At 65.8% G+C, this 13,873-nt stretch carries 11 protein-coding genes; 5 read left to right on the top strand and 6 right to left on the bottom strand.

From position 1 onward, the window contains the following. The first annotated feature begins 158 nt into the window (after positions 1 to 158). Both BcanWU425_RS29730 and BcanWU425_RS29725 read left to right on the top strand, forming a co-directional pair. Positions 159 to 2,129: a methyl-accepting chemotaxis protein gene (locus BcanWU425_RS29730; RefSeq protein WP_204513859.1), complete on the top strand. Its 1,971-nt coding sequence runs from the start codon at positions 159 to 161 to the stop codon at positions 2,127 to 2,129. Between the two features lie 281 nt (positions 2,130 to 2,410). Continuing rightward, complete coding sequence (locus tag BcanWU425_RS29725; protein ID WP_085384908.1) at positions 2,411 to 4,099, top strand: methyl-accepting chemotaxis protein; 1,689 nt, start codon at positions 2,411 to 2,413, stop codon at positions 4,097 to 4,099. 3 nt (positions 4,100 to 4,102) lie between these two features. Here BcanWU425_RS29725 and BcanWU425_RS29720 read toward each other — a convergent pair whose 3' ends face one another. From BcanWU425_RS29720 to ygfZ, 6 genes are all read right to left on the bottom strand, one after another. Further along, positions 4,103 to 6,811 carry a DUF2339 domain-containing protein gene (locus BcanWU425_RS29720; RefSeq protein WP_204513860.1) on the bottom strand — a complete coding sequence of 903 codons (2,709 nt, stop codon included), beginning with the start codon at positions 6,809 to 6,811 and terminating at the stop codon, positions 4,103 to 4,105. Between the two features lie 49 nt (positions 6,812 to 6,860). After that, entirely contained in the window at positions 6,861 to 7,829 is a 969-nt protein-coding gene (locus tag BcanWU425_RS29715; RefSeq protein ID WP_085352597.1) for an NUDIX hydrolase, read from the bottom strand. A gap of 118 nt (positions 7,830 to 7,947) precedes the next feature. Then, positions 7,948 to 8,454, bottom strand: a complete 507-nt coding sequence (locus BcanWU425_RS29710; protein ID WP_007607206.1) for a tyrosine phosphatase family protein — start codon at positions 8,452 to 8,454, stop codon at positions 7,948 to 7,950. 144 nt (positions 8,455 to 8,598) lie between these two features. Next, a complete protein-coding gene (locus tag BcanWU425_RS29705; RefSeq protein WP_085352596.1) occupies positions 8,599 to 9,213 on the bottom strand; it encodes a YfbR-like 5'-deoxynucleotidase in 615 nt (204 codons plus the stop codon). Further along, positions 9,210 to 9,836 carry a DNA-3-methyladenine glycosylase I gene (locus BcanWU425_RS29700; RefSeq protein WP_085361347.1) on the bottom strand — a complete coding sequence of 209 codons (627 nt, stop codon included), beginning with the start codon at positions 9,834 to 9,836 and terminating at the stop codon, positions 9,210 to 9,212. The genes BcanWU425_RS29705 and BcanWU425_RS29700 overlap by 4 nt, the downstream gene beginning before the upstream one ends. After that, positions 9,833 to 10,714, bottom strand: coding sequence for a CAF17-like 4Fe-4S cluster assembly/insertion protein YgfZ (gene ygfZ / locus BcanWU425_RS29695; RefSeq protein ID WP_204513861.1), 882 nt, complete (start codon positions 10,712 to 10,714; stop codon positions 9,833 to 9,835). The genes BcanWU425_RS29700 and ygfZ overlap by 4 nt, the downstream gene beginning before the upstream one ends. 101 nt (positions 10,715 to 10,815) lie before the next feature. Here ygfZ and BcanWU425_RS29690 point away from each other — a divergent pair, with 101 nt between their 5' ends. The 3 genes from BcanWU425_RS29690 (at position 10,816) to BcanWU425_RS29680 (ending at position 13,833) form a co-directional block, all read left to right on the top strand. Then, the gene (locus BcanWU425_RS29690; protein ID WP_018458826.1) at positions 10,816 to 12,153 is read left to right on the top strand and encodes a dihydroorotase; all 1,338 of its coding nucleotides are present in this window, start codon (positions 10,816 to 10,818) and stop codon (positions 12,151 to 12,153) included. Then, positions 12,154 to 13,023 carry a sulfurtransferase gene (locus tag BcanWU425_RS29685; RefSeq protein ID WP_204513862.1) on the top strand — a complete coding sequence of 290 codons (870 nt, stop codon included), beginning with the start codon at positions 12,154 to 12,156 and terminating at the stop codon, positions 13,021 to 13,023. Between the two features lie 105 nt (positions 13,024 to 13,128). Beyond that, positions 13,129 to 13,833 carry an RNA polymerase sigma factor gene (locus BcanWU425_RS29680; RefSeq protein ID WP_204513863.1) on the top strand — a complete coding sequence of 235 codons (705 nt, stop codon included), beginning with the start codon at positions 13,129 to 13,131 and terminating at the stop codon, positions 13,831 to 13,833. The last annotated feature ends 40 nt before the right edge of the window (positions 13,834 to 13,873 follow it).

Here is a 13,873-nt window from a genome sequence, read left to right as displayed (position 1 = left end):
ACGCGCGGTGGTTCGCATGCGTTCGCAGTTGGATGTCGCGGCGCGATGAGCCGCACGGTTAACCTTCCGGAAAACCGATGCAGTCATGATCTCCGTAATATTCCGGGTGCCGAGTCGCCCTCCTCGTATTGCGTATCAATCGTATTGGAGCACATTCCATGAGTGGCCCTTCCATTCGTCTCACCCATAAGGTCATGACGATCGGACTGTTCGGATTGTTGGGTCTCGTCGCCTTCGGCGCGATCTACGAGATCGGCAGTCTCTCCCAGGACGCCTCCCGCGAGATTGCTAACCGCGCTCGTGCGATCGCTGACCTCGACAAACAGCTCTCGATCGAGATGCTGGAGGCCCGCCGCAACGAGAAGAACTTTCAGCAGCGCCGCAACGAGAGCTACGCCAAGGCACATGCCGAATTGATCGGGCCGATCAATCGCGACTTCGACGAGGTGGAGCGGCTGATGTCGGCCGGCGGCTTGGGCGCGCTGTCCGACCGGATGAAGCAGGCCCAGGACGGCTTCAAGCGATACGCGTCGGACTTCGGCGCATTGGTGGCCGCGGAGACCCGGCTCGGCCTAAACGAGACTCTGGGCCTCTCCGGCTCGCTCCGCGCCGCCGTGCACGACATTGAGGCCAAGCTCAAGGAGATCGACGATCCCAGGTCCACGAGCTGGATGCTGATGATGCGCCGGCACGAGAAGGACTTCATGCTGCGGCGCGACCCAAAATACATCGCCGAGATGAAGAAGGCCGCGGTCGAATTCTCCAAGGCGATAGAGGTCGTCGCAATCCCTACGGCAGTGATGAACGACATCACAGCCAAGCTGCAGAAATATCAATCCGAGTTCACGGCGTGGGTGGAGACGGCGCAGCAAACTGCGGCCCTCGACGCCAGCATGATGAAAACGTTCCGTGGGTTGGAATCGAGCATGATCGAGGTGCGCAACACAGTCGAAGACCTCTACAGGAAGGCCGACGTTGCGGAAGCTGCGACCCGCGATGCCGTGCGCATGTGGATGATGGTCGCCTTCGCCATTGCCGTCGTCGTGCTCGCCGCGGTGGGCTTCCTTCTGGGACGTTCGATCTCGAAGGCGCTTGCCGGCATGGTCGGCGCGATGACGCGGCTTGCGCGCGGCGAGCTTTCGATATCCGTTCCGGGCATCGGGCGCAAAGACGAGATCGGCGAGATGGCCGGTGCCGTCGAGGTGTTCAGGACCAATATGGCGGAGGCCGAGCGGCTGCGCACCGAGCAGGTCGAAGCTGAGGCGCGCGGGCGCCAGCAGCGCAAGGCCGACATGCACCGGCTCGCCGATACTTTCGAAGGCGCGGTCGGCGAGATCATCGATACTGTTTCGTCGGCGGCAACCGAGCTGGAGGCCTCGTCAAATACGCTGACGCAGGCTGCCGAGCGCGGCAACGGGCTTGCCACGGTCGTGGCGGCCGCCTCCGAAGAGGCCTCCGCGAACGTGCAGTCGGTGTCTGCAGCGAGCGAGGAAATGACCTCCTCGATCTCCGAGATCAGCCGTCAGGTGCAGGAATCGGCCCGTGTCGCCGACGTGGCGGTCGGGCAGGCCCAGCGCACCAATGCACGCGTCGCCGAACTGTCGAAGGCCGCCGCCCGCATCGGCGACGTGGTCGAACTGATCAACACCATCGCCGCCCAGACCAACCTGCTGGCGCTCAACGCGACGATCGAGGCGGCGCGTGCCGGCGAGGCCGGCCGCGGCTTTGCCGTGGTCGCTTCCGAAGTGAAGGCGCTCGCCGAGCAGACTGCGAAGGCCACGGGCGAGATCGGCCAGCACATCGGCGCGATCCAGACCGCGACGGAAGACTCCGCCGGTGCGATCAAGGAGATCGGCGACACCATCGCGCGGATGTCGGAGATCTCGTCAACCATCGCCGCCGCGGTCGAGGAACAGGGTGCCGCCACGCAAGAGATCTCCCGCAACATCCAGCACGCCGCGAATGGCACCTCCGAAGTCTCGGCGAACATCGGCGATGTCCAGCGTGGCGCAGGCGAAACCGGGGCGGCCTCGGCGCAGGTGCATTCGGCTGCGCAATCGCTGTCGCAGGAGAGCCACCGGCTGAAGAGCGAGGTCGCGCGCTTCCTGGATTCGGTACGGGCGGCGTGACAGCCGTCGCCTTCCGCACATTGCGTCGCAAGTGGACAGGTCGCGTCGCAGCATCAGTTGGCTGTGCAGCTGCACAGTTGGTTGCGGGAGAAATAACGACCGTCAGCGCTGTCCCGTAATTTTACGTAGGGCCCTGTTAACGCCTGCTTGCGACTATGTGTGCAATCTTACGGGACAAGAACCAGCCAGCATTGTTGAACTGACCTCCGTCTCGCCATCTTCGTGGCGGTTTGCGGCGCGGACAATTTGCGCGTTGCCAGGTAACATCGGGATTTGTCGTGATGTCGAAATTGTCGATCGTCTTCAAGCTTCTGGCCGTGTTGTCGGTCCTGGTCCTTTCGCTCGCCGGCGTTGGCGTGACGGCGATCGGCACCATGCAGAACATCAATTCCCATACGGTCGAGATCGCGGAGAGTTGGCTGCCCAGCGTGCGCGCGCTCGGCTCGCTTCGCGCCGACATCAACGAGCTGCGCGTCGCGCTCCGTCTGCATCTGATGCAGGACAGCGTTGAGGGCAAGGACGCCGCCGAGAAGCGCTTGGCCTCGCTGCGCGCGCGCATCGACCAGACCCGCAAGGTCTACGAGCCGCTGATCACTTCCGCCGAGGAGCGCTCGCTCTATGGGCAATGGAGCACGGCGTGGGCCGAGTATCTGAACGGCGTGCAGGACGTGATGGCACTGTCGCGCAAGGGCGTTGGCCGTTTCCCGGTCGACGCCAACGAGCTGCTGCAGACCAAGGTTGCGAAGATGGCCCAGGCCGCCGATCCCCTGCTCCAAAAGGGCATCGAGCTCAACAACCGCGGTGCCGAGCTTGAGACGAAGCAGGCCGCCGACAGCTACGCCATGATCTTCCGCGTGCTGGTCGGCATCATCGTGCTCTCGGTCGTAATCGCGATCGGCGCCGCCTATTATCTCGTGCGCGACGTTTCTCGCGGCATTGCCTCAATCATCCGCCCGATGCAGTCGCTCGGCGAGGGCGACCTCTCGGCCGACGTTCCGCATCGCGGCGAGAAGACCGAAATCGGTTCGATGGCAGATGCGCTGCAGATCTTCAAGGAGGCGCTGATCGCCAAGAAGGCCGCCGACGAGGCCGCTGCGCGCGACGCCGAAGTCAAGATCGAACGCGGTCGCCGCGTCGATGCCATCACCCGCAAGTTCGAAGCCATGATCGGCGAGGTGGTCGGGACCGTCTCCTCGGCCTCGACCGAGCTCGAGGCCTCCGCCTCGACGCTGACCAACACCGCGCAGCGCGGACAGGAACTCGCGACCGTCGTCGCAGCCGCCTCCGAGGAAGCCTCGACCAACGTCCAGGCGGTGGCATCCGCTTCGGAGGAGCTGTCGTCCTCCATCACCGAGATCAGCCGCCGCGTGCAGGATTCGGCGCGGATGGCGGCGGAGGCCGTCGAGCAAGCGGCGCGGACCAACGACCGTGTCAATGCGCTGTCGCACGCGGCGTCCCGCATCGGCGACGTCGTCGAGCTCATCAACACCATCGCGGGCCAGACCAATCTGCTGGCGCTGAACGCGACCATCGAGGCCGCGCGTGCCGGCGATGCGGGCCGCGGATTCGCGGTCGTCGCCTCCGAGGTCAAGGCGCTGGCCGAGCAGACCGCGAAAGCGACCGGTGAGATCGGGGCGCAGGTCTCGGGTATCCAGGCGGCGACGCAGGAATCGGTCAGTGCCATCCAGGAGATCGGCGGCACCATCGAGCGGCTCTCCGAGGTGGCTGCGGCCATTGCCGCCGCCGTCGAGGAGCAGGGCGCGGCCACGCAGGAAATCTCGCGTAACGTGCAGCAGGCCTCGGTCGGCACGCAGGAGGTCTCGTCGAACATCACCAACGTGCAGCGCGGTGCGATCGAGACCGGCGAGGCTTCGACCGAGGTATTGTCGGCGGCGAAATCGCTGGCGACCGACAGCACCCGTCTCAAGGTCGAGGTCGCGCAGTTCCTGGAATCGGTTCGCGCGGCCTGACGCTCACGTGCTCGTCTGCGGAGCCGGCGGCGGTGCGATCTGCCGCCGGAACAGGATACGCTGGTAGAGCCAGCCGATCGCGACCAGCACGATGCCGAGGCACATGAACGATAGCGCGCGGTAGACGCCCGTCAGCGTCGACATGTCGATGACGAATGCTTTCAGGATCGTCAACGCGATCACGACGGCCGATGCCAGCCGCGCCCGCTCCGAATTGACGAGAATGCCGACGCCGAGCAGCACCACGCCGAAGCCGAGCCAGCCGATCGAATAGGTATATTGCTCGGCGCCCGTCGTCGCCCCGGAGGAGAGGATCGGGCCGTGATAGAAGCGGCGGATCTCCAGCGTGACATAGGTCAGCGCGAACAGCAGCGCGCCGCCTGCAATCGTGTTGGCGTAGGCCTTGCCGCGTTCGCCGGCCACGGCATAGGACAAGAGCAGCATCAGCACCGCCGGCAGCGCGTAGCCGAGCAGCAGCAGGTTGAACACGGCGCCACCGACGTCGGTGCGCCATAGCAGCGGGTTCTCCAGGAGCAGGAGGCCGAACACGCCGACGAGCCCGCCGATCACCGTGAGCACGACCGCGCCGACATTGTGCACGACGCTGCGGCTGCGCAGTCGCAGGCGCTCCAGCCCGATCGCCAGGGCGAGCGTGATGCAGACCTGGAGGGCGAATTCGAGCAGAGAGGGTGCTGACGTCATGTTGCCGCCGGTCGCAAAATGGCGGATCTCCATGAAGGCGAGCAGCGCGGTGAACAGGATCGCGGCGCTCTCGAGCATGCGCAGCGGGGCGTCGTCGGCGCGGCGGCGCAGGAACAGGCTCGCCGCCCAGAACGATGCCGCCGGCAGGCCGTAACCCCACAACAGCCAGTTGAAGATCGGCGTGGTTCCGACGGCGTCGCCGACGATGCGCGGATCATAGCCGATCCGAGCGGTGACGAGGCCGGCGAAGATCGCGGCGAGCCAGCGCAGGAACGGGATCGGCCGCTGCATCGAGATCCAGGCGGTGCCGAGCGACATCAGCGCCAGTGCGATCGTGAGCCAGCCCTTCTCCAGCGCAAACGTCAGCGCCAGCGCCAGTGCACCGAGCGTGCCGGTCGCAAACAAGGCCGTGGAGATCATGGCGCCCGGCCGGGTCTCGCGGCGTGCAAGCGCTTCGGTGGCCGCGCCGAAGGCGGCGGCGAGCAGCACCGCGAGGATGGCGAACGGGATCGAGCGATCGAGATGCGCGATGCGTGCGTAGAGCGCGACCAGGATCGCGATCGGCGTCGCGACCCCCGCGACCGACCACACCACCGGAATGATCGCCGAGTTCGAACGTCCCTGCGCGAGGAAGCCCGCGATGCCGAAGCCGGCGGCGAAGATCGCCGCCATCACCAGATGCAGCGTCACCGCGCTATCGATCGCCGTCGGTGCGATGTCGGCCATGGGACCGCCCGGCAGCACGAGCATGTCAGGATTGGCGCGCACCGCCCATTCGGCGAACACGACGAAGACGGTCGCGGCGGCTGCGCCGAGCGCGCCGGTGGCCGCCGGCGCGCGCCAGGCGACAAGCAGCGTCGCGCCGACCAGCAGCGTGAAGGCCATCAGCGCCAGGTCCGCATGGGCGCTCGACAGCACGATCAGCATCGCGCCGAACAGATAGGCACCGAGTGAGCCCGACGAGACCGGCTCGATCTCACCGTCCTCGATCGTCGGGCCGAACATGAAGCCGCAGACCACGAGAAGAGCGGCAAGAACGAATCCTGCGATCACATGGAAAGCGTGCGGCGCGACCTGCAGGTCGCTGGTATCGAGCCCCGGAAAGATCCAGAGCACGGCGAAGGCGATTGTCGTGACCGCAAGCCAACGCCACAGCCGGATACGGGCAAGGCCGAAGCTCGCGGCGGTGACGACGGCGAGATAGATGTAGAGGGCCCAATAGTCCGGCTTGCCGCTGGAGACGAGGATCGGCGTCACGAAGGCGCCGACCACGCCGAGGCCGGCGAGCGCGGGCCCGTGCAGGAGCGCGGCAGCCAGCGTGCCGAGCGCGACGAGGCCGAGCAGCACGAAGGCGGTCGCGGGCACGAGGAAGCCATAGAGCGCGTACGCCGCGTAGATGGTCGCAAATGCCACCGCCGTACCGGCTGCGGTGAGGATAGCGGGAATGTTGGCGATCGGCAGCGCGGCGATGTTGGAGATGCTCTCCTTGCGCCGTGACCATTCGCCGGCGCCCAGCAGCGCCAGCGCGAACACGCCGCCAAGGAACACGCGCACGCCGGGGCCAAGGAGGCCAGCCTCGATCGAATAGCGCACCATGAAGAAGCCGCCGAGCGCGAGCGCCAGGCCGCCGATCCAGACTACCCAGCGCGTGCCGAGCCGTTCCTCGAACCCGGGCGCGGGTGCGGGCAGCGGCGGCGTCGCGTCGGCCTCGGTGCTCGCTTCGAGCGGAGGCGGTGAAATATCTTCGGTGACGAGCGGGGGCGGCGCCTCGGCTCTGGCTTCGGCTTGGGGCACAAGCGGCGGTGGCGCTGCGGAAGTTGTGGGGGGCGCGTCAGCCCACACATCTGCGGGGATCAGCGGCGGCTGCACGGGCCGTTGCGCGCGGAACATCTCTTCGAGCGAGCTTAGCCGTCGTCGCAGTTCAGCCGCCTGGCTGGAAGCCTTGATCGCGATGATGAAGGCGATGATCGCAATGATCAGCGCGAAGACGTCAAACGGGCCGTCAGACATAAAGCCTCCAGGCAACCGGCGGGCAGGGGCCGATCACGCATATCTCGGGTTAGCGCCGGGAGCGTACGCGCAAGCCCGGCGCGGGTCGCTCCTGAAGCACGTCGCGACGGAAGCGGTAGAGCGCCGCCGGACGTCCGCCCGTCTGTGTCGACATCACCCCGGTCGGTTCGACCAGGGCTTCCATTTCGACCAGGCGGCGGAAATTTTGTTTGTGCAGGTGTCGGCCGGAGATCGCCTCCACCGTATACTGCAATTCGGTAAGTGTGAATTCGGCGGGCAAAAGTTCAAAGACCACAGGACGATACTTCAGTTTTGCACGCAGTCGCGCGACCGCTGTCGCAAGAATCCGGCGGTGGTCGAAGCGCATGGATGTGCCGAGCGCGGACAGCGCCTTGCGCGCTAATGCCGCAGGGCGACCGTCGCGCCGCGCTTCCTCGACCAGCCCTGCCTCGTACAGGAGCTCGTAGCGGTCGAGCACGCGCTCCTCGTCCCAGGACGCGCCGTCGAGACCGAAATAGAACCGCACCCGATCCTTGCGCGGCAATGCGCGCGTCGTCTCCGGCGTCTCCTCTTCGGCCCAGCCGGTCAATGCCGGGATGATGTCGTCCGCGATGATCGCGGGCGGCCCCTCGCGCCAGTCCTCCCAAGGCAGGAAGCGATACCACGGCGCGAAGCTCGCACTCGTGGCTGCCAGTTCGCCGCCGAAGGCGCGCGTCAGTGCGAGATAGCCGATCGACACCATGTGCGCGCCGGTGTCGCCAGCCTCGGCATGCCGGCCGCGATCGCCGAACGTGTAGAGCTGCTCGACATAGCCGAGCCGCAGGCCCGTCTGTTCCTCGACCCACGCCCGCAGCCCGATCTCGAAAGTGCGATGGCTCGGCGCATCGAACGGGCCGAACGGCAGGCCGGCCAGGCCGTCACTGTCGCGCGCGGTGAGGATCAGCGGTTCGTGATCCTCGATCGCGACGATCGCGGCGGTCAGGCCGATCTCGATCGGCGTCAGCAGCTTTTCGCTCATGCGATGGCGATCGCCGGTGCGGCCATGACGATGTGGAGGCGTCTGCGTAAAGGCTCGCATGCGATTGCTCTGCTCGCAAGCGGGCGAGGGGGCACACCTGTGCTGTGGTGCGCAACTGTCATTCGAGCTCGATCACGAAGGGGCGGCCCTCGACCATCATCGCGCCCGGGCCCATCTCGTCGAGTGCGCGCAGCATGCGGCCGTTGCGCCCCAGCGCACGGTCGGCAAGGCCGACGATGCGGCGGTTCGGTGAGGCGATCGGGGACGCCGCCCGGATCTTCTTCGCGATCTCGGTCTCGTCGCGATTCGGATTGAGTGCGCACACGGCGGCAAAGGCGCTCGCGGTGGAGCGGCTGATGCCGGCATAGCAATGCACCACCAGCGGCGCGTCGCGGTCCCAGCCGCGCACGAAGTTCAGCACCTGCTCGATATGCGTTTCCGACGGCGCGACGAAGCCGTCCATCTCCTCGGTGATGTCGTCCATCGACACCTTGAGATGGTTGGCCGGCAGCACCGACACCGGCCGCGCCACCTGTTCGACATTGGCCATCACGGTCAGCACGTGGCTGGCCTTGGTGAGGCGGACGGTTTCGGGAAGGGCGGCGAGGGAGCAGACGTGGATCATGGCGGACCTTTTTCCGCAGATTATAGCGAGCGTTGGCGGGGTGGGCAAAGCGAAGCGTACCCACCACTTTCGTCTCATTGCGCAAAACAGTGGGCGGCAAGGGCCCCTTTGCCCGCCCTGCAGGACTCTAACCCACGACAACGATCACGCAAACACGGCGCCAAACCGCTCCAGAAACTGCTTCTCGGCCCGGGCAGCCGTCCAGGGGGTGAGATAGTCGCGCCGGACGCTGTCGGACAGGCCGGGATCCTTGCCGAACAGGCGCTTGGCCTCGCTCTCGCTGAAGCCGGCAAGCGTCGTTGCCTCCAGATAGGCCGCGCCGCGATCGGCGGCCTTGATCGCCAGCGTGATCTCGTCCGGCAGTACCGGCGGCAGGCCAAAGCGGATGTGAATCGCGCCGAGCAGACGTTTCTCGACCGCCTTGTAATGACCGTCGAGCACGGCCTTGAACGGCGAGATCATGTCGCCGATCACATATTCGGGCGCGTCATGCAGCAGCGCGGCAAGCCGCATGCGCTGATCCACGCGGGGATTCTCGTGCCGCATCACGGTTTCGACCAGCAGCGTATGCTGCGCGACAGAGAAGATGTGTGCGCCGATGGTCTGGCCGTTCCAGCGGGCAACACGCGCCAGCCCATGCGCGACGTCGGCGATCTCGATATCGAGCGGGGAGGGATCGAGCAAATCGAGCCGCCGGCCCGACAGCATGCGTTGCCAGGCGCGGGTGTCGGCGCCGCGGTCCGTCTTCTTCGCGCTCATTTGGCTTTGAGGCGCGGCTTGCGCTGCGACTTGCCGCAGCTCGCGTGACAATGGCAGTCGACGAGATGATCGTTGACCATGCCGGTCGCCTCCATGAAGGCATAGACGATGGTCGGGCCGACGAATTTGAAGCCGCGCGAGGCCAGCTCCTTGGAGATCTGCATGGAGAGCGGCGTCGAGGCAGGCACGCTCGCGGTGGTCTTGAAATGATTGACCTTGGGCCTTCCGTCCATGAAGTCCCACAGGAATTTCGAGAAGCCGGGGCCCTTCTCCATGATGGCGAGATAGGATTTCGCGCTTGATATCGCGCCGTCGATCTTGGCCTTGTTGCGCACGATGCCGGCATCGTTCATCAGCGCGTGAACCTTCTTCTCGTTGTAGCGTGCGATCTTTTCCGGCTGGAAATCGTCGAAGGCTTTGCGAAAATTGTCGCGCTTGCGCAGGATCGTGATCCAGGACAAGCCGGCCTGGAAACCGTCGAGGATCAGCTTCTCATAGAGCGCGCGGTCGTCATATTCCGGCACGCCCCATTCAGTATCGTGATAGGCGACGTAAAGCGGATCTTCGCCGGGCCAGGGGCAACGCGTCTTTCCGTCGGGATGCAGGCGAGGGGCACGGCTCATGCGATGGGTTGCTTCGTTGGAATGCGCACGACGTCTGGTTCCGCAAGCCTCACAGCGAGCCCACCGGCAGTCAGCGCCTGTCCCGCATCGAGCGCATCGGCGACGCGGTCGATGCGCACCAGCGCGATACCCTGTCCTTTCGCCGACGAGCCCATCGTGCCGACCGGCTTGTCGCCGGCCATGACGCTGACGCCGGGCTCAGGCGAGAAATCCTCGAGCAGCACCTTGACGCTGCGGGTGCGCGCGGTGCCGCGATGCTGCATGCGCGAGACGACCTCCTGGCCGACATAGCAGCCCTTGTCGAAATCGACGCCGGAAAGGCGGTCCATGTTGGTCTCGTGCGGGAACGCATCGCTGTACGTGAAATCGAGCCCGCCGCGCGGCACGCCGAGCGCGATGCGGTGGGCCTCGTATGCGGCGGCGTCGACGAGCTCGGCGCCGATCAGATCGGACAGCTTCTGTTTGAGATCTTCGGGGATGAGGATGCGGTAGCCGAGGTCCCCATTGCGCGGATCGGCGAAGGCGAGGTCGGGCTGGGCCGCGGGCTTGCCGTCCCAGGCCGCGAGCACGCCGAGATCGTCGGACAGGTTTTCCACCGTGACCTTGGCGCGCAGCTTGTAGAATTTCAGCTTGGTGGCGAGGCCGTCGGCAAGCGGCTTCGGGCAATCGATCAGGAACCCGCCGCCATGGCCGGCAGGCGCTTCCGTGATCAGGAAGTCCACGATGATCTTGCCCTGCGGCGTCAGCAACGCGCCGAATCGGCCCAGGCCCGGCTTCAGCTTGTCGACATCGGTCGTGACGAGGCCATTGAGGAAGTTGCGCGCATCCTCGCCCGCGACCTTGATCACGCCCCGGTCCGGAAGAAACGCTGATTTCATACGAAAATCTCTTGCGACATGTTGCTCCGGAACGTAAGCCCGCAAGGCAAAAACGACAAGACCTCAAGCCCTGCGCTTGGGGACGAGAGAGGCCTTCAGCCATGACCCAGCGTTTCGACGTGATCCTCAAGGGCGGCACTGTCGTCAACCAGGACGGCGAGGGGACCCGCGATGTCGGCGTCGTCAACGGTCGCATTGCCGAGATCGGCGCGCTGTCGCAGGCTTCCGCCGCGGAAGTGATCGACTGCAAGGGCCTGCACATCCTGCCCGGCGTGATGGATACGCAGGTGCATTTCCGCGAGCCCGGGCTGGAGCAGAAGGAAGACCTCGAGACCGGCTCGCGCAGCGCCGTAATGGGCGGCGTCACCGCCGTGTTCGAGATGCCAAACACCGCGCCGTTGACCGTGACGGAGGCCACCTTCACCGACAAGGTGAAGCGCGCCCATCACCGCATGCATTGCGACTTCGCCTTCTTCATCGGCGGCACCCGCGAGAATGTGCAGGACCTGCCGGTGCTGGAGCGTGCGCCCGGCTGCGCCGGCGTCAAGGTGTTCATCGGCTCCTCGACCGGCGCGCTCTTGGTGGAGGATGACGAAAGCCTGCGCCGCATCTTCCAGGTGATCCGGCGCCGCGCGGCGTTCCACGCCGAGGACGAATACCGCCTCAACGACCGCAAATCGCTGCGTATCGAGGGCGACACGCGCTCGCACCCGGTGTGGCGCGACGAGACCGCCGCGCTGATGGCGACGCAGCGGCTGGTGAAGCTCGCACACGAGACCGGCAAGCGCATCCACGTGCTGCATATCTCGACCAAGGAAGAGATCGAATTTTTGCGCGACCACAAGGACGTCGCCTCCTGCGAGGCGACGCCGCATCATCTCACGCTGGTTGCGCCCGAATGCTACGAGCGGCTCGGCACGCTGGCCCAGATGAACCCGCCGGTGCGCGGCGCCGATCACCGCGCCGGGATCTGGCGCGGCATCGAGCAGGGCATCATCGACGTGCTCGGCTCGGACCACGCCCCGCATACGCTGGAAGAGAAACAGAAGACCTATCCGGCCTCGCCCTCCGGCATGACCGGCGTGCAGACGCTGGTGCCGCTCATGCTCGACCACGTCAATGCGGGTCGGCTGTCGCTGGCGCGTTTCGTCGATCTCACCAGCGCCGGCCCCGCGCGCCTCTACAACATGGCCTGCAAGGGGCGGATCGCCGCCGGCTATGACGCCGACTTCACCGTCGTCGATCTCAAGCGCAGCGAGACCATCACCAACAAATGGGTCGCGTCCAAGGCCGGCTGGACCCCCTATGACGGGTTGCGCGTCACCGGCTGGCCCGTAGGCACCTTCATCCGCGGCCGCCGCGTGATGTGGCAGGGCGAGCTCGTGACGGCCGCGCAAGGTGAGCCGGTGCGGTTTCTGGAGACGCTGAGGGAGGAGTGAATGACCGAACCGACACCCCTCATCACCACCGAGCAACTTGCAGCCCAGCTCGGCGATCCCAACCTGCGCCTCTACGACTGCACGACCTACAACGAGCCGGTGCCGCCAGGCAGCGATGTGCCCTATCGCGCCGTGCCGGGCGATAAGACGTTCGAGGCCGGCCATATTCCGGGGGCCGATTTTCTCGACCTGCAAGGCGAGTTCTCCGACGCCTCTGCGCAGCAATTCTTCATGATGCCTGATGTGGCCCAGCTGGAGGCCGCCTTCGGCGGCCACGGCCTCGATGCATCCAAATCCGTCGTGCTCTACAGCATCGGCACCATGATGTGGTCGACGCGGTTCTGGTGGATGCTGCGCTCGCTCGGCGTTGAGGCGCGGGTGCTCGACGGTGGCCTCGACAAATGGAAGGACGAGGGACGGCCGGTCTTAACAGGCGCCCCGAAGGGCTATCCGGCCACGACCTTCAAGGCCACACCGCGCGCAGGCCTCTTCGTCGACAAGAATGCGGTCAAGGCACGGCTCGGAGATCCCGCGACTGTTATCGTCAACGCGCTCGGTCCCCAGTTTCATCGCGGCCTCGAGCCGAGCCGCTACGGGCGGCCCGGCCGCGTTCCCGGCAGCGTCAACGTATCAGCGGCAGCGCTCGTCAATGCGGACAAGACGCTGACGACGCTCGCCGATGCCGAGGCCAAATTCGACGCGGCAGGCGTCACCCGCGACAAGAATGTGATCCTGTATTGCGGCGGCGGCATCTCGGCGACGATCGACCTGCTGCTGCTGACGCAACTCGGCTACGACAAGCTGACGCTGTACGATGCCTCGATGGGGGAGTGGGCGAAGGATCCGGCGCTGCCGATCGAGACGGATTAGGACATTCCTTGGCCCCTCCCCCAGGGGAGGGACAGAAAGTTGGGAACCTTTCCCTTGGGGCGGCATCCAATGTCCGGAACGAAGCCAAACGAGCAGGTGACCGCCATGCCACGGATCGCAGCCGGCCTGTCCGCCGGCGCCAAGACTCCAGAAATCAGGACATTGGAAGCCGAACTGGTCGAGCGGGCGCGGGGCCGTGACGAGGCCGCGCTGCGCGAGATCATGCAGGCCAACAACCGCAGGCTCTATCGTCTGGCGCGCGGAATTCTGCGCAGCGACAGCGAAGCCGAGGATGTCGTTCAGGAAACCTATGTCCGCGCTTTCACCCATCTCGACGGATTCCGCGGCGAGTCCGGACTGTCGACGTGGCTGTCGCGCATCGCCATCAACGAGGCACTTGGCCGGGCGCGAAGCGCCAGGCCGCAGGTCGAGCTCGGCTCGGTGCCCGAAGCGACGCTCGAGGCGCAGATCATCAAATTTCCCGCTTCTCCCCCAGGCGATCCGGAAAGGACCATGGCCCAACGTGAAATCCAGCGCGTCGTCGAGCGCGCCATCGATGAATTACCGGATGTCTTCCGCATGGTCTTCGTCGCCCGCGTCATGGAAGGGATGAACATCGAGGAGACCGCCGAGCTGCTCGGCGTCAAGCCCGAGACCGTGAAGACGCGGCTGCACCGTGCGCGGACCATGCTGCGCGACAACGTCGAAAAGGAGATCGGTCCGGTGGTGATGGATGCGTTCCCGTTCGCCGGGTGGCGCTGCGAGCGGCTGACCGTGTCAGTGCTGAAGCGGCTTGGCATCGGCGGCTGAATTTTTCGGGAACGTTTGCGCGAGAATTCCATCCAACGCC

This window comes from Bradyrhizobium sp. WU425 (assembly GCF_021052305.1).
GTDB lineage: Bacteria > Pseudomonadota > Alphaproteobacteria > Rhizobiales > Xanthobacteraceae > Bradyrhizobium > Bradyrhizobium canariense_D.
The sequence above is the reverse complement of the archived record's forward strand: the minus strand, read 5'-3'. Positions and strand labels throughout refer to the sequence as shown.